Here is a 15,630-nt window from a genome sequence, read left to right on the forward strand (position 1 = left end):
TTTCAGTGCTAAATTCAGTTCATTCTTCAATTTAAGCTTTCACTCCAGATGGAAGGTTTTCTGATGCATCATCCTTTGCTGACCTTAACCCAGACAGCTACTCCAGAGGCAGCGATCGCTCTTCAGCAGGAGTTACGGTCACGGGTGGTGATGGAGGATGACTTTGGTGCCGTGAAAACCGTTGCCGGAGTTGATGTGGGATTTGAAGAGGATGACAGCGTTGCTTGTGCAGCGATCGCCGTTCTGCGATTTCCAGACCTGGCACTTCAGGAATCGGTGGTGATTCGCCGTCCCACAACCTTTCCCTATGTTCCAGGCTTGCTGGCATTCCGGGAAGTTCCGGTGGTGATGGAGGCGTTGGCAGAATTGAAAACGAAACCAGATTTGTTGCTGTGTGATGGCAATGGTTATATTCACCCCCGTCGCTTTGGTTTTGCCTGTCATTTTGGTATTGTCAGTGGTCTACCGTCGATTGGTGTGGCAAAAACGCCCTATCTGGGAGAGCATGAATCCCTCGCAGAGCAGCGAGGTGCATGGCAACCGATTCGAGATAACGGGGAAGTGATTGGAGCGATCGTTCGCACACAGCTAAACATCAAACCTGTTTACGTCTCTGTTGGACATCGGATTAGTTTGAACAGTGCGATCGATTTTGTTCTGAAATGTGCGCCCAAGTATCGTCTTCCTGAAACGACTCGTCAGGCAGACCAACTCTCAAAAGGGCATACAAAACCAGTCTCTAAAATCTGAGAAAGAGATTGATACTGTCAATGAAAATATCAAAACTGGAGGTGAGAGCAATGAAGCGAAATAACTCTCATAACACCAATCTAGATAACGATTTAGAGGATCTCAACGACTTGCAAGCGTTCTGCTTTTGAACCCTCTAGCAAACGTCGTCGAGGGTATCCATCAGAAACTGCTGTCAAACGAGGACATCGCATCGTTCACGGTGATAAGGAACTGCAAGAAAAGCTGGGTAACAACGATTTGTGTCCCTGTGGTTCTGGACGTTCCTTTCAAACGATGTTGCCGTAATAGCGGCAGGTATGACGGTAGTTTACGCAGCCACTACTTTTAGGCAATAGCCTCATCCATTTTCACTTTTACTGGCAGTTGTTGCCGCGCCCTAATCATAGAAGCTTACATACTCTCCACCAAACAAAGGTGCGTATCTGGAGGGATACGCTGCAAGCCTGAGACCGATAGCAGGCAAAACTGAAGGAATAACACCTTCAGCCAAGCTTTTGTCACTTGCGCGGTGACTCTTCACCGTTGCGTGCAACATCTGCCTCCTCATTCATCCACAATAAGAGGAGGTTCCCATGAACAACACTGAACGCGATTTGCGCCTGGAAATGCTCAACAGCTTGCTGACTACACCTCACCGCAAGCTAGAGCAAGTGGCAGAAATCCACAAACTGATCGTTGAACTTGACCCAATCTTTTATGGACACCTGGCAGTCTGGTATCAGCGCAATGGCGATGTGCGTGACCACAAGGAAGTGTTCGTCGCTCACCTGCTGACTAGCGATCTGGTAGAGCACCGTGATGCTGGTTTCGTCATGCTGCAAGAGTTTCCCCCTTATCAAGTGGCTCGCGTGGTGGATTTCATGAAGCAGCACCGCAACAAGCTACCCCGTTCTGCTCGGACTGCGGTGCAGCGGTATCTGAAAGCGCGGGAAAGCAACCCTGCCCTGTTCGATCGCGCCGCACTACGGGGACGCAAAGCAATGAAGCACCTGTATGCCTCGTTGCACATCAAGCCTGACGAGCGGGCAAATGCGATTCTGTTCCGTGACCAGCCTCCGGTGGGTTCGCTGGCAGAGGTGCTGAAGCAGCTTGCCAAGGCTGAAAGTGCCGCAGAACAGGCACGGTTGATTGTCGAGTTCAAGTTGCCCTATGCGATCGCGATAGGTGCGATCAAGCAACTGACTCCCACAGTTCTGGTGGCATTAATCAACAGCATGACTCCCCAGGAAGTGATCAACAACCTCAAGTCACTCAAGGCAAGAGGGGCAATGGATCACCCAGAGGTGAAGGCGTTGATCGATGGCAAGCTGGACGAGGCATCCAAGAGTGCGCGGGTTGCGGCATTCAAGGCGCAAGTTGCAGCCGATGCGGCGGATCTCGATGAGGATACCCTTGCCCGGTTGGAGAAGGTGACCAATGAGCAGGTAAAGCGGCGTGGTGTCATTACCCGTCCCACTGCTTTGCTCGTGGACAAGTCGGGTTCGATGGAGAATGCGATCGAGCTTGGGAAGCGACTCGCTGCCCTGATCTCTGGCATAACCCAGGCAGATCTGTTTGTTTATGCCTTCGACAATATTCCCTATCCTGTGACCGCGCAGGGCAAGGAGTTGACCGACTGGGAGCGGGCATTCCAGCACATCAAGGCTGGTGGCGGTACGAGCATCGGTGCGCCTCTGGAAGCGATGCGGAAGAAGCGGCAGATTGTAGATCAAATCATTGTCGTGACGGATGAAGGTGAGAACGCAGCTCCCTACTTCGGTGAGGTTTACAAGACCTACTGCCGGGAGTTTGCGACCATGCCTAACGTGGTGATTGTCCGCGTAGGGGGTTACTGCAACTGGTTAGAGAGCCAACTAAAGGGACAGCAAGCACCTGTGGAAACGTTTACCTTCGCAGGAGACTACTACAGCTTGCCCAACCTGGTTCCACTGTTGACGCGACCTTCTCGTCTGGATCTGCTGATGGAGATTCTGGATACACCACTACCCATACGGCAAAGGTAGTCTTCAGCGAGTGTGTCAGAAGTTTGGCACACTCGTCATACCAGAAGATTTAAGTTAGGTTAGGGAAATCAAACAAATTTCTTCGACGTGTGAAAATTACTGCTAGGTTCCACATTCAGCGATCAAAGGCTTTAAAGGAAGTTTTTGGTGAAAAAACTTTGGTTAGTACTTGGCGAAATATTGTTCGCCAACAACTACGTTCCCAAGAAATTTTAGATTTACATGACTACTATGATTTCAACCTTAACATAGAAGAACAGTCTGCCCTTATTCAAGAACAGATTCTAAATGGGCAGTACCGTGCAAAAACACCACTAATTTACAAATTAGAGAAAAAGTATGGTGTATGTAGGCACATGATGCTACCTTCACCATCAGATGCACTAGTTTTGCAAACGATTGTTGAAAAAAGCTTGGCAGAGAAACTAATACAGTCACAGCCGACAAAACAAGCCTATTACTCAAGGGACAAACATTCTCTTAGACTTCCACATCAGCTAGGAGGTGATATTTACCTAACATGGCTAGAAAAATGGAAGAATTTTCAGAAAAAGATTTGGAACTTTAGAGAAGATCGCAGCTTCTTAGCCGTTACTGATCTTACAAATTACTATGACAATATAGGACTTCGTGAGTTACGGCACGTAGTGTCTAGTCGTGCTCAAGTGCCAGAAGTAATTTTGGATCTTCTTTTTAATATAATTGAGCAACTTTCATGGTGCCCAGATTATCTACCTTCATCCCTAAAAGGACTACCCACAATTGGTTTAGAAGCTCCAAGATTGTTAGCCCACTCATTACTATTTGAGGTTGATGAAGTTTTGGATTCTCGAACGAATGGTAGTTTTGTCCGTTGGATGGATGATATAAATTTTGGAGCCAATTCTACTGAAGAAGCTTATAGAATCTTTGGAGAGGTAAATGATGTTTTAAAGAGTAGAGGATTAGCATTAAATTTAGGAAAAACTGCCATCTACACTTTTGAAGAAGTTGAAAAACATTTTCTAGTTAATGAAAATGAGTACTTAAACTTGATTGAATCAAATATTGAAGATCTAGAAGAGGAAACCATTGTTGAACTCCATCAAAGATTTATCGAGCACCAAAAACATAGAAATCTAAAAAATTGGGATAAAGTTACAAAAAGGTTTTTGACAATAGCAGGTAAAATCAAAGCGACTTTCATACTGTCAGACGTAAAAGATTTATTCCTTAATTGCCCGGATATAAGAAATAATGTTGTTTATTATCTGGGTTCAATTGGATTTACAGAAGAAACTGCAAGAATATTTCTGGATATATTAGAAAAGGCACCAATATATGATGACGTAACCCTTTTCTATCTCATCAAGTTGTCTACTGATTGGGCTATACCCTATAACGAATTGGGAAAAGTTTTTCTTGAAAGAGTCTATTTAAGGCTTGAAAAGATAGAATCTCCTTTTGAATACTACTGTAAGTTGTGGTTTTTTGCCAAATATAGTAAGCCAAGCCAAATTGCTAGTTTTATACAAAGCACCAAATCCTCTTGGAGTCATGATCCATTTTTACGCAGACAAGTTTGTTGCGTATTTCCAAGAATAGCCTTTTATAAGGAAGATCTTTTCAATAAGTTATTGTTTGACGAAATCACTTCTGGCTTAGAAGACTCTGCCTCGGTTGCTGCAAGTATAAAGTATCTATCAACTCTAGAAAAATTGCCATCTCAAGTGTCAGCATATTTATTTCCTGCTACCAAACAAAACCCTTATCCATTAGCAAAGTACTTGGTATTGCTAGCTTCCCTAATTTCAGAAAACTTGAATCAAGATTCAAAAATCAGAACCAAAGTAAATGAATATATTCAAGATCCCTGGTACTTACATTGGATTAATACGTATGTTTACTGATCGCATGACTAGTGATTCTTAATTATCAAATAGAGCAAATTTTCAATAATCGCTCAACTCAGGAGGTGATTGTAATGAGCGACATGAAGAAAGCGTATGAGGTGGCGGCGATCGCCGTTCGTCAGCGTCTTGCCGAGCAGCGACCTGAAGACCTGCACGTATTGAACAAGCTGCGAAAACAGGATGTCGCCGTGTATGCAGGCAGTTTCGATCGCGTCGAAGACATTCTGGCGTGTCTGAAAGTTCCCTGTGCTATAAACCCAGATGCATCAAAACTGGATGCTCAAATCATCTTTGTGAACTGCTCCAGTAGTTACGACAAAGCACTGATTGAACATCTCAGCCAGCGGGTGAGTGAAGGCAAGTGGTTGGTCAGTTCTGACTGGGCACTGGGACGATTCATCGAACCCGCTTTTCCTGGCATGGTCAAGTTTACCGGACGGGCAACGGGAGATGAAGTGATTTCAGTAGAGCCAAGCTTGAACAGCGTGTGGTCTGATGTGGTGGTACTGGGAGCCGACCCGCAGTGGTGGTTGGAGGGCAGCAGTCATCCGATCGCCATTCTCAATCCCGATAAGGTGGCGATCGAGGCGGCAAGCCATGACCTGCTATCACGACACAGTGCACCTGTCGTTGCCGTTAGTTTTGATTGGGGCAAAGGGCACGTCTTCCATGTCATCAGTCACTTCTGGTGCAAGCGTAGCCGCACACCCACTCAACGGCATCAGGGACCCTGCACCGACTTCCTGAAAGCAGGTATGAAGTTGAGCGATGACGGTGTTGATCAGGTGTTGGCGATCGCCCAAATCAAAGCAGATACCCTCAACTTTGCTCAACTGCAAAGTGCTGTCACCTCGACCGAGTTGATTGCCCAACTGTGCATCCGAGCCACAAAAGTAGTTCCCGCTAAACCGCGTTCAGGAATTTTTGCCTGGTAAGCGGTAGCATTTCATAGTCTCCTGCGTGCCCCGACCTGTAGAGCCTACATACGAGTACGAGAGGAAACGTGCCACTGCGAGCAGTGGGCACTTGTGAACGGGGAGTGCGAAGAACCTGGGAGGTGGGCTTAGAAGTAGCCATCCTTGAAAGAGTGTGTCATAACCCACCAGTGGAGTGCCCCAAGTAACTGAGAAAGCGCAATGCTCTCAAAACTTGCACGCAGGAGATTAATATGACTGACATCCACAAGCTACTCAACCAGATTGCCAGTGCTGAAGCACAACTGCAAACAACCCAATTTCTCGCACCTTGTGTCAAAGGTGGACGAGTTCGCACACGGGTAGCAGGGATGCTCTATACCTTCACTCCTAAACCTCGTCAGTTTGAAGGATGGGGTATTTTTCAGCCTGTGGATGCACAGACGGCAATGCTGCTTGAAGAAGCAGACCTGTCTCAGATTACTGCTTACTTGCAGCCGTTCCTGACCATCCGACTGCGGTTAGTTTATCGCTTACAAAATCAAAGTTGGCTAGCGTATCCAATTAATGAAGCGGATATGCGGCGACGGTTTAAGACAGTTAAACCCGTGGTTGTGCATTTGGTGACAGAAGGCATTGCCTTTGAGCAAATCCTTGCTTACTGGAATGGCAACTTCTGCTGGTTTGAGGAAGTCGATCGCCGTGCTGATCCTGCGACCACTGATACTTTGCAATCGGCTCTCAAAGAACTGACTCCCGTTGAGGAATTGCAATTTAAGGGGATGACTCCAGAAATGCGATCGCTTTACGAGTTAGTGGCTCAGCAGATAGAAGGGTTTGCCCAACCCCAACGGGATGAAAAGCGACTGCGGCAGGCTCTTAAACTCGGTGGCGGTGAACTACAGCAGTTCCAGGATCGGGGAAACTACTGGACTGTGGATTGGACAACAGCGGATCGCACTCGTCATACCAGTGCGATCGCCAAAGATGATCTGACTGTGGTGAGTTCTGGAATTTGTCTGAGTGGACGCGATCACGATTTTGACCTGCAATCGTTAGTGGGTGTGATGGAACACCGGGAGTGGTGAAACAATGAGCATTTTTTTTCACGAACAGCTTTACCGGACGGATTCAGTCATGGCAAAGCTGAAGGAGTTTCCTGTCACGATTTGCGGTACAGGCGCTTTGGGCGCAAACCTGGCTGAGAATCTAGCTCGTGCTGGCTTTGGCAAGCTCAAGGTGATTGATTGCGATCGCATTGAGGAACGGAACCTTTCCACGCAGCCCTACTACCGTTCAGATGTCGGTGCATTCAAAGCCAAGATTTTGGCGAATAACTTGTATCGGGCGATTGGGACCAAGGTAGAAGCTGAAACCAAAGAACTGACTGCGGCAAATGTTGCTCAACTACTCAAAGATAGTAGATTGATTGTTGATGTATTCGACAACAGCACCGCTCGCCAAGCTGTGAAAGATTACGCTGACCAAACTGGAATTCCGTGCCTTCATTCTGGACTTTCGGCTGACTATGCAGAGGTTATCTGGAATGAGATTTATCGAGTTCCATCTGATGTCAATGATGATGTTTGTGATTATCCTCTCGCACGTAATCTAGTCATGTTGACGGTGGTTGTAGCGTCTGAAGCGATCGTTTCTTTTGTTGCAACAGGAAAACAACAGCACTTCACAATTACCTTGAAAGATTTGAGTGTTCAATTTCTCAATCTGTAACATCCGATGGTGGCTGGACTACTCCCCGTAGACCGTCACCATCACTTTGCGCTGTCGGGCTTTGACATCACATTCCAGATGAAAAATCTGCTGCCATGTTCCAAGAACCAGTTTGCCCTGCTCAATGGGTACGGTCAGGGATGGTCCAAGCCAGGTTGCCTGGAGATGGGAGTGTCCGTTGCCATCATGCCAGGTTTGCTCATGCCCATAGTCTCGACTGGGTGGAATCAGCTTGTTCAACAGTTGGGGGAGGTCTCGCTGTAATCCTGGTTCAAATTCAATGGCACCAATTGCGCCTGTACTGCCCACGTTAAACACATTCACCATTCCCGTTCGGATGCCTGCTTTTTGGACAATTTTACTTATCTGTTCAGTTAAATCATGCATATCTCCGTGTCCCTTCGTCGGCAGGCTAATGTATTCCTGGTGAACCATATTCTTCCTCTGTTTAAGCTGGAAATCCCCTTTCAGCCATTGATTGTACTGATAAACCCACAGGCGAGGCTTCATTAAATGGTAGAGGTTCAGAGCATTCGACATTTGCCCATACAAGGGTTCACCGAAATGCTGGCAGAGAGCAAGATGGTTGGCTTTCGTGCCATCGATCGCCTTGTTACTGACTGGGAAACAGGCATCAATCGCTTCGATCGCCCAGGAGAAGCATTGTTCATTGCAAGGCAAGGCAATCTCATTCTTGGCGTTTGTGGGTTAAATCATGATCCCTACACTGACTCCAGCCAAATTGGACGAGTTCGACGGTTATACGTCATACAGGACAACCGCCGTCAGGGAATTGGGCGAACATTGGTTCATCAGGTTATCGAAGTCGCAAAGCTCAGCTTCGATCGGCTCCACGTTCGCACAACGAATCCTATGGCGGCTCAGTTCTATCAATCACTTGGTTTTATGCCTTGTCATGATGAATCTGCAACCCATAGCCTAAACCTGACAACGACTCGCTAAGATCGCTCTCTACAATAGGAACTGAATGGTCGGCTAATTGTAGCAATTGAGGTAAGAGCTAAATGTCCGCATCGCCTACAGAAACGCATATTGTGGCAATGGGTGGCGGTGGTTTCTCCATGGAACCCGATAATCCTCTTCTGGATCAATACATTCTTGGGTTGGTGAATAAAGCGCAGCCCAAGGTCTGCTTTCTACCAACAGCAGGTGGAGACAGCGATCGCTACATTGTCAAGTTCTACTCTGCCTTCTTGAAATTCCCCTGCCGACCGAGCCACCTTTCCCTATTCAATCCGCAAACGCTTGACCTGCGGGGATTTCTCCTAGAACAGGACGTTATTTACGTAGGTGGTGGGAACACCAGAAACTTAGTTGCCCTTTGGCGAGAGTGGGAGTTGGATCGCTTTTTGAAAGAAGCGTGCGAGAGAGGAACAATTCTATGCGGTCTGAGTGCAGGTTCCTTATGCTGGTTTGAATCCGGTGTGAGTGATTTTCCTGGAAATGGTGTTCTGAAACCACTTAACTGTCTCGGATTCTTACGAGGAAGCCATTGTCCCCATTACGATGGAGAGGCGAATCGCAGACCTGTCTATCATCAAATGGTGACAGAGGGACTCCTGCCAGATGGGTATGCCGCCGATGATGGTGTTGGCTTGCATTTCATCAACGGAACATTGGCGAAGATTGTGAGTTCTCAACCCCATGCAAAAGCCTATCATGTGGAACGGCAGGATGGGGTTGTTCAGGAAACAGTACTAGAGCCGATTTATCTCGGAGACCGACATGGCTGATTTACGGATTGCTTAGCCAGTTTGGGAATGAACACACATGGGACAACAAGTCTGATGAACAAGGAACATATAGAACAATATTGGCAATCCTATCTCGCCACAAGGTCAAATGCTTCCTTGAGTAATGAAAACTATGAGGCACACCAATTTGGAGATTATCCCGCACTGGCAAATGAACTCGGAAATCTAATTCTCAAAGGCATCAAAACGGCAACGTGTTCAACCGTATGGGAATGGGAAGCAGAGGGAAGCGAACTTCCCAAAGTCGGGGCTAAAACAATTGTGCTGGATGGCAGCGATCGCCCCCTTTGCATTATTGAAACGACAGAAGTAACACTCCGAGCATTTGATGAGGTGGACGCACAGTTTGCCTATGAGGAGGGCGAATATGACCGCTCTCTGAAATCCTGGCGAGAGGAACATTGGAAGTATTTTTCACGAGTGCTACCTCAAATCGGTAAGCAGCCCACTCCTCAAATGCCGCTGGTTTGCGAACGCTTTCGCGTCGTGTACCCCTAGCCAGCAAAATGCTGAAGAGAAGCCATGCCATTTCCAGCACACTTTCTTCCTCAACAAACTGAACGACTGACACTGAGGCGCTTTACTGAAGCTGATCTCGATCGCTTCCTTGCCTACCGCCATGATCCGGTTGTTGCCCGATTTCAGAGTTGGTCAATGCTATCAGAGAGGGAGGCGATCGCGTTTATCCATGAAATGAGTACTGCCCCCATTGGAATTCCAGGGGAGTGGTTTCAAATTGCGATCGCCCTTCAACAATCTAATCAGCTAATCGGTGACATTGGGATACAGGTGAGTGAACACGATGCAACAACGGTAGAAATTGGTTTTACGCTACATCGAGAAGAACAATGTAAGGGCTACGCGAGAGAAGCGGTTCAAGCTTTGCTTCGCTCATTATTTGAGCCTGGAAATATTACTAAAGTTATTGGCATCACAGATAGTCGCAATTATCCATCAATTAACCTTCTAACACGATTGGGAATGAACTTAGTCAGTTCTGAAGAGGTTATATTCAAAAATGAATTATGTGTAGAACAAACATTTGAGTTGGAAAAAGGAAGACTGGCTGTTGCATACAGCCAAAGAATTGAAACCAGAGTATATTCTGGATGGTCGTCGCACCACAACCCTTGAGGCGTTTTGCAAAGAAGTCGGACAAGTCTTGCTGGTGGGGCAACCCTGGGATGAGAACCTCGATGGTTTCCAAGCGGTACTCCGGGGTGATTACGGGTACTTACCTGATTCGTTCCGATTGGTATGGCGAGAAGTAGGCTGTGCGAGAGCAGCTTTAGGCTATGACGACACTGTTCGCCAATTGCTGAAACAGTTGCGGGATTGCCCTCCGACTTCGTTAATTAAAACTGCCTGGGCACTACGAGCAGCCCTAAGAAGACAGGGACCAACGGTTTTTGACTGGTTGGTAGACGCGGTAAACCGTTATCCGAATATAGAGCTAGTGCTGGTCGAAACAACGGATGCTGGAGAGTAGCGATTTATTGTGGGCGGTGCGAAGCAGTTCCCCCTTACGCGACAATCGCACCTAATCAATCCACTGCTGCTGATACAAATACTGGAGTACCCGTTGAGTGGCTGGAGCGCATTGGTCTAAATCCCTGTACCGTAGCCACAAAATCGCTTCGATCTCAGAGTTTGCCATGATTTCACCTGTGTAGTCCGCTTCAAAGCAGCGCATCGTCACCTGAGTTGACGCTGTGTAGCCATGAGCAACTTCTTGGACGACTATCAACTCAGTCAAGGTCTAAGCAATCAGTCTGACATTGAGTTCTTCCTGAACCTCTCGGCGCAATGCTTCCCAGTCAGATTCGCCCTTCTCCCGCTTTCCATCAGGTAGATAGAACACATCGTTGCCCCTTGTCCGGGCACACAAAACCTGTCTATCCCTGCTGCAAATCCAGGCAACAACATCAATAAGCGTGCTGTTCATCGCTAACCTACGGGATTTCAGCCTCAATAAAATCTGTCTGCCTGACACATCTCGGTAAATTCCAAGCACATCAGGTTTTACAGGTTAATGACCGAACACGAGAAAACCAAATTTCGTCGTAGAACTCTCGCTCTGCCCGTTTCGAGGCAAACACAGGTTGCGGGTCTTTCGGCAGTAGTGGAACTGGAGTGAGCAGATTCCGTCCTTTGTGAACCACCCCTTTCAACCACCTCAGACCAATTTTGAGATAGCTAATGCCACGCCGCCAGTGCGGGTCAACCTGCTGACGCAAACCCGCGATTTGCACCGACATTCCCAGTGCGGTGGCATAGAGCAGAGCGAATGCTGCCACCAGATAGAGACGTTCCAAAGCGGCTTCACAACGTAAGCGAGAATCTTCTAACTCAAACGCCCCTGACTTGCTATCCAAAAACAATTCTTCGACTCGAAACCGCAGCGCATATTGCCATAAGGTTTGCAACGAGGGAGGCTCATCGGTGACGACTGCCCAGGATTCTTTGGCTCCTTTAACGGTTGCCACGACTAGATTACAACGGTAGACTCCATCTGCCCATAACCGCACTTGGCGGTACAAGCGAGCTTCTCCCAGAGGTGGATATAAACTGCCAACGATCCTGGGGTACTTGCTGGCACCATGGAGCAGAACATCACAGGGTAAGCGTAAGCAGTAGTGCCACCGACTCGCTTGTAACCACCCCATCAACTCATGATTGGCAAATCCCCGGTCTGCCAACAACATCACATCGGGGTGCTGTCGCAACAACCACCGAGCTTTTCGCAGCAACGGTTGATACGCCTCAAAGGCAACGGTCGCACTGCCATGCTCCAGGACTCGCCATAGCAAGGGCACGGCACGCCCACAACACACAACAGACAGGTGAATCATGCAATATCTGTCCCACAAGACGGTCGTGTCCAAAGCAAGATACAGACGATGATGACTCCATCCACTCAGTGCCGCCATCACTAAGGGCAGATACAGATGGCTGACCCGCACTCGTGCATTCCCCAGCCACCGTCGCCATCGCCGTTCTACACTTTGTGCTTGGGTTGCCCGACTCGGCACATAGGGTTCCCAAGCAGGTAAACTGAGTTGTCCGCTATAGAGTAAAGCACTCACCATCCATGCCAATGCTTTCAGGTGACGTAAATCTTGAGCACGGCAATATTGACGCAGGAAGCCGAATAATTGACCATACAGTTGGGTAGAGGATGACATAGTAGATCGCTGTTGTGTGGTAACTCCAGCCTCTCATGTCTCTCTACCCTTCTCTATACATCCCATCCCTATTGGCTTTCATCTATTTCTGTCAGGCAGTCAGCCGTGCAACAGAAGATTTACTTGAGAAGTGTGCAGTTGCATACCTGATCAAAAACAGATTTGAAATCAAAAGTGATGAAACCGAAAAGGATATCAAAAAACTGAGCGATCGCATTCATAGCAAGAAAAAAGAAATTGAGGCCCTCCAAAAACAGTTGCAAAGCCGTTTACCGAAGGGACGCCCGTGGGTGGGGAAGGACATTCTGGATGAAATTGCATCAATTGGCGTTATAGAAGATGAGAATGAGTGGAATTCAATAGAATCAGCATTACTCAAGAAACAAACTCTCATGCCCCATCCAATTCTGTTTGAAAGTAGTGATGACTTCATCTGGGCTGAGCCTGCAAGATTTCAGATAGAAGATTTACAGGCAGAAGAAGAGAACTCCAGGGATACTGAGGCTGAGGAGTTAAGAGCCAAGAACTTGCAAGCTGAGAAAGAGAGTTCCAACACCGAACCTCGAAAGCGAGTTTGCGTCTGTTTCAAAAGCTTTGACGAGAAATATGCTTTTGAAGTCGCTGGTGATTACCGTCATATTCATGCTGTTTGGCAGGCTCTAAAAGAGCGCAAAAAATATAACGACAATACAGACGAAAATACGTCCGCTCTATTTTTGGTGCGATCGGCAACGTTGATTTGGAGGGAGTACAAGAAAAACGAAAACAGAATTGTACGTCGCCGAAAAGCTGCAAAGAAGCGAGCAAAGCGCGAAGGACTGGTCGCTAGCACTGAGTCTGATAGTACACTCGCTCCGGAGTTCTATGACCCAGAATTTCCCTGGAATCGGTATCAGCTATTCTTACATTGCACCATAGAAACCCGGTATTTAAGTAAAGAGGGAACCGAGATTGACATTGAGAAGCAAAAGAAATCCACTGCTAAATCAATCCAAACCTTAGAAAAGAATATTGCCGAATTAGAAGGGAAGGGTGAATCAACGAAAACCCGTAAGGACCGTCACAGTCGTCAATCTGGAACTCTGAGACGACTGGAGAGTTATGACAATAACTATGAGCGGACCAGTAAACCCCTCTATGCTGGACAACCTCATATTGTTACTGGTGTTGCGCTTGGTTCAAGTGGCTTGGTGACCACAACGATCTCAGATGCGATTTCAGGCAAGATTCTGGAATGTCGGGGTCTCGAAGCATTACTTGGTAAGGACTATGAACTAGTCAAACCGAGACAGTTTGAACGGCAACTCAACTCACGCCGTCGTACTCAGAACCAGAAACGAGGTGCCAATGACCAATTTGGGGAATCCAATTTGGGTGACACGATCGATAAACGCATTGCAAATGCTGTAATTGATTTTGCCAAGAAGCATCTGTCAGGTTGTATTGTTTTACCTGACATGAATGATTACAGACGACGAAAGCAGGCTGAAATTGCCGCATTTGCAGAACGTGAGTGTGGCGGATGGAAAGGTATTGAGAAGAAGTTTGCAAAAGCTCAGAATGAGAAGAACCACTCGTGGAGTTACGGACGCCTGACTACATACATCACCAATCAGGCCGAGCAGGAAGGAATTTTAGTAATGACTGGGCGGCAACCGATTCAAGGCAGTTCTCAGGAACAGGGCAAACTGATGGCGATCGAGGCATACAAGGATAAAGCTAAACCAAAAAAATCTCGTTCTAAAAAATCTGCTTAGCATTGAAGTTTTTGCGATTTCTTGGTACATTAGTATCAGCGCACGAACCTGACTAGCGTCATTACGATGCGAGTTCTGGAAATGGGACAGTTTCATTGCTTTCCGTCCCTGGCACTGCCCGCTTACTCACGACCACAAGGAGACAATTCAGCGCTGTGAGTTCGCGATTCTCTACTGTTTATGGCAAGCTAACGTTTGTCTGGCAGTACAGCAAGATTGTGTATCAGACCAGGTTTGGCGAAGATACGTGGCAGGCTAAATCGCCAATGAAACCAGCGGACTTCCCCTAATTTTTGGCAAACCAAAGCGGGGTGCAAAACCTCGGCACCTTTGCCAAAAGGCTAGAACCCTCATCAGTTCAAAGGTTAAGCAGCATAAGTAAGTCTTCAATCCAGACTATTCTAATTTCTCTAGAACGCTGCATAGTACCTTTGGTCAAACTGTTGATAAAACCCAAACTGATGAAAGGTTTTAGACCACGGAGGCACGATCGCCTTTATGGGTACGGGTAAGTTGAAAGGAACATCCTTCCTGGAACCATGCATTCAAAACGCGGCACGATTGCCTTTATGGGTACGGGTAAGTTAAAAGACCCTACTGTAATTGACGAGGCAATCCCAGTGTCGAGAAGGCACGATCACCTCTACAGGTACGGGTAATTTGAGGGCACATTTTGCTATTTCATTAGGTGCCTACGGGAAGTTGAAAGACGAAGCGTGACGATCCCAATGCTTAAGTTAGAGTCGAACTATTTCGCCAAGTTTGGGTTAGCTAAGAAACAAACGACTTTAGTTTTCAGTAGGATATGCCGATCTCACCTGTCTCTTGAGACCTAGTTGCGATCGCTTCGTGTTCCTCAGTCATTCTAACTTTTCTGTAGTAGTAAGACTCTGCTCCTTGTAGCGATCGCTTCGGATCACTCAAATATTTGCAGACCCCTGCCTCTTTCCCTTCCCCTACAAGTATTGTGAAAGATAGGCAAACCCTTTTGCTTGCCATAAGGCAAGACCTATCTCAGGAGTAAGCTAAAATTTTGAAAAAGTAGGAAGAAATAGGTCTTCAGAATTGACACGTATCCCTTCGCTGTCATATACAAATTGACACGTATTCCTTCGCTGTCTCTCACGAATTGACATACAATTCTTCGCCGCCTTTCACGAATTGACATGTATTTCTTCGCATACCCTGCGAATTGACACGCAATCCTTCGCTATCGTGACATGCAATCCTTCGGTTTGGACATAAAATCCTTCGCTGTGACATGCAATCCTTCGCTACGGACACTTATTCCTTCGCTCTACAATTATCGAAGGCGGCACCCAGATTCGAACTGGGGGATGAGGGTTTTGCAGACCCTTGCCTTACCACTTGGCTATGCCGCCGTAGTTCAGATTGCTCAGAAACTAAAATATATCAAATTTTGCCCATGCTTACTCACTTATTTGGGACAACTTTGAAAGATGGCTTTGTTGAATGACTTCAAACCTTAAGTGGTGGTAGGCTTGCATGAGCAATTTGTTCTAATTGATCTTCGTTCCAAGCCGTGCGATCGCCTTTTGGGCAGATTAAGTGTGATCAAGATCACAGGTTCTATTGTGATGGATCGCACATAGAAGATTT

General features: G+C 47.0%; 18 protein-coding genes, 1 tRNA gene and 1 other annotated feature. Of the genes, 14 read left to right on the forward strand and 5 right to left on the reverse strand.

All coding sequences use genetic code 11. The features are described 5' to 3' along the window. Positions 1–63: 63 nt before the first annotated feature. The 7 genes from nfi to AC1S52_RS08985 all read left to right on the forward strand — a co-directional run bounded on the left by nfi (position 64) and on the right by AC1S52_RS08985 (position 7,293). Positions 64–750, forward strand: coding sequence for a deoxyribonuclease V (gene nfi / locus AC1S52_RS08955; protein WP_482028646.1), 687 nt, complete (start codon positions 64–66; stop codon positions 748–750). Between the two features lie 225 nt (positions 751–975). Then, positions 976–1,038 (forward strand): SEC-C metal-binding domain-containing protein, encoded by a 63-nt coding sequence (locus AC1S52_RS08960; RefSeq protein WP_482028749.1) that lies wholly within the window; start codon positions 976–978, stop codon positions 1,036–1,038. A 287-nt stretch (positions 1,039–1,325) separates the two neighbouring features. Beyond that, complete coding sequence (locus AC1S52_RS08965; protein WP_482028647.1) at positions 1,326–2,756, forward strand: vWA domain-containing protein; 1,431 nt, start codon at positions 1,326–1,328, stop codon at positions 2,754–2,756. Positions 2,757–2,845: 89 nt separating this feature from the next. Continuing rightward, positions 2,846–4,645: an RNA-directed DNA polymerase gene (locus AC1S52_RS08970; RefSeq protein ID WP_482028648.1), complete on the forward strand. Its 1,800-nt coding sequence runs from the start codon at positions 2,846–2,848 to the stop codon at positions 4,643–4,645. Positions 4,646–4,719: 74 nt separating this feature from the next. Continuing rightward, positions 4,720–5,583, forward strand: a complete 864-nt coding sequence (locus AC1S52_RS08975) for a hypothetical protein (RefSeq protein WP_482028649.1) — start codon at positions 4,720–4,722, stop codon at positions 5,581–5,583. 101 nt (positions 5,584–5,684) lie between these two features. Continuing rightward, positions 5,685–5,765 (forward strand) — a sequence feature (23S ribosomal RNA rRNA prediction is too short). Positions 5,766–5,816: 51 nt separating this feature from the next. Next, complete coding sequence (locus tag AC1S52_RS08980; protein WP_482028650.1) at positions 5,817–6,650, forward strand: hypothetical protein; 834 nt, start codon at positions 5,817–5,819, stop codon at positions 6,648–6,650. 4 nt (positions 6,651–6,654) lie between these two features. Continuing rightward, positions 6,655–7,293 (forward strand): HesA/MoeB/ThiF family protein, encoded by a 639-nt coding sequence (locus AC1S52_RS08985; protein ID WP_482028651.1) that lies wholly within the window; start codon positions 6,655–6,657, stop codon positions 7,291–7,293. A gap of 18 nt (positions 7,294–7,311) precedes the next feature. Here the strand turns inward: AC1S52_RS08985 and AC1S52_RS08990 are convergent, their stop codons facing one another. Further along, positions 7,312–7,803, reverse strand: coding sequence for a secondary thiamine-phosphate synthase enzyme YjbQ (locus AC1S52_RS08990; RefSeq protein WP_482028652.1), 492 nt, complete (start codon positions 7,801–7,803; stop codon positions 7,312–7,314). A 3-nt stretch (positions 7,804–7,806) separates the two neighbouring features. On the opposite strand from AC1S52_RS08990, the gene AC1S52_RS08995 reads away from it, so the two are divergent. From AC1S52_RS08995 to AC1S52_RS09015, 5 genes are all read left to right on the forward strand, one after another. Then, positions 7,807–8,256 carry a GNAT family N-acetyltransferase gene (locus tag AC1S52_RS08995; RefSeq protein WP_482028653.1) on the forward strand — a complete coding sequence of 150 codons (450 nt, stop codon included), beginning with the start codon at positions 7,807–7,809 and terminating at the stop codon, positions 8,254–8,256. 62 nt (positions 8,257–8,318) lie between these two features. Beyond that, positions 8,319–9,047: a Type 1 glutamine amidotransferase-like domain-containing protein gene (locus tag AC1S52_RS09000; protein WP_482028654.1), complete on the forward strand. Its 729-nt coding sequence runs from the start codon at positions 8,319–8,321 to the stop codon at positions 9,045–9,047. Positions 9,048–9,101: 54 nt separating this feature from the next. Further along, positions 9,102–9,566: an ASCH domain-containing protein gene (locus AC1S52_RS09005; protein ID WP_482028655.1), complete on the forward strand. Its 465-nt coding sequence runs from the start codon at positions 9,102–9,104 to the stop codon at positions 9,564–9,566. A gap of 24 nt (positions 9,567–9,590) precedes the next feature. Further along, positions 9,591–10,202 (forward strand): GNAT family N-acetyltransferase, encoded by a 612-nt coding sequence (locus AC1S52_RS09010; protein WP_482028656.1) that lies wholly within the window; start codon positions 9,591–9,593, stop codon positions 10,200–10,202. Further along, complete coding sequence (locus AC1S52_RS09015) at positions 10,156–10,557, forward strand: barstar family protein (RefSeq protein ID WP_482028657.1); 402 nt, start codon at positions 10,156–10,158, stop codon at positions 10,555–10,557. Before AC1S52_RS09010 ends, AC1S52_RS09015 begins: the two co-directional genes overlap by 47 nt. A gap of 51 nt (positions 10,558–10,608) precedes the next feature. Here AC1S52_RS09015 and AC1S52_RS09020 read toward each other — a convergent pair whose 3' ends face one another. The 3 genes from AC1S52_RS09020 to AC1S52_RS09030 all read right to left on the reverse strand — a co-directional run bounded on the left by AC1S52_RS09020 (position 10,609) and on the right by AC1S52_RS09030 (position 12,253). After that, positions 10,609–10,824 (reverse strand): NUDIX hydrolase, encoded by a 216-nt coding sequence (locus tag AC1S52_RS09020; RefSeq protein WP_482028658.1) that lies wholly within the window; start codon positions 10,822–10,824, stop codon positions 10,609–10,611. Between the two features lie 3 nt (positions 10,825–10,827). Beyond that, complete coding sequence (locus tag AC1S52_RS09025; protein ID WP_482028659.1) at positions 10,828–11,013, reverse strand: NUDIX domain-containing protein; 186 nt, start codon at positions 11,011–11,013, stop codon at positions 10,828–10,830. Between the two features lie 70 nt (positions 11,014–11,083). Continuing rightward, positions 11,084–12,253: a transposase gene (locus AC1S52_RS09030; RefSeq protein WP_482028660.1), complete on the reverse strand. Its 1,170-nt coding sequence runs from the start codon at positions 12,251–12,253 to the stop codon at positions 11,084–11,086. Between the two features lie 35 nt (positions 12,254–12,288). On the opposite strand from AC1S52_RS09030, the gene cas12k reads away from it, so the two are divergent. Both cas12k and AC1S52_RS09040 read left to right on the forward strand, forming a co-directional pair. After that, on the forward strand, positions 12,289–14,010 hold the full coding sequence (cas12k, locus tag AC1S52_RS09035) for a type V CRISPR-associated protein Cas12k (RefSeq protein WP_482028661.1): 1,722 nt from the start codon (positions 12,289–12,291) through the stop codon (positions 14,008–14,010). Between the two features lie 155 nt (positions 14,011–14,165). Beyond that, positions 14,166–14,300, forward strand: a complete 135-nt coding sequence (locus AC1S52_RS09040; protein WP_482028662.1) for a hypothetical protein — start codon at positions 14,166–14,168, stop codon at positions 14,298–14,300. A gap of 1,020 nt (positions 14,301–15,320) precedes the next feature. Here AC1S52_RS09040 and AC1S52_RS09045 read toward each other — a convergent pair. After that, positions 15,321–15,392, reverse strand: a tRNA-Cys gene (locus AC1S52_RS09045). Between the last annotated feature and the right edge of the window lie 238 nt (positions 15,393–15,630).

It is taken from the genome of Kovacikia sp. CALU 1929, assembly GCF_056784235.1.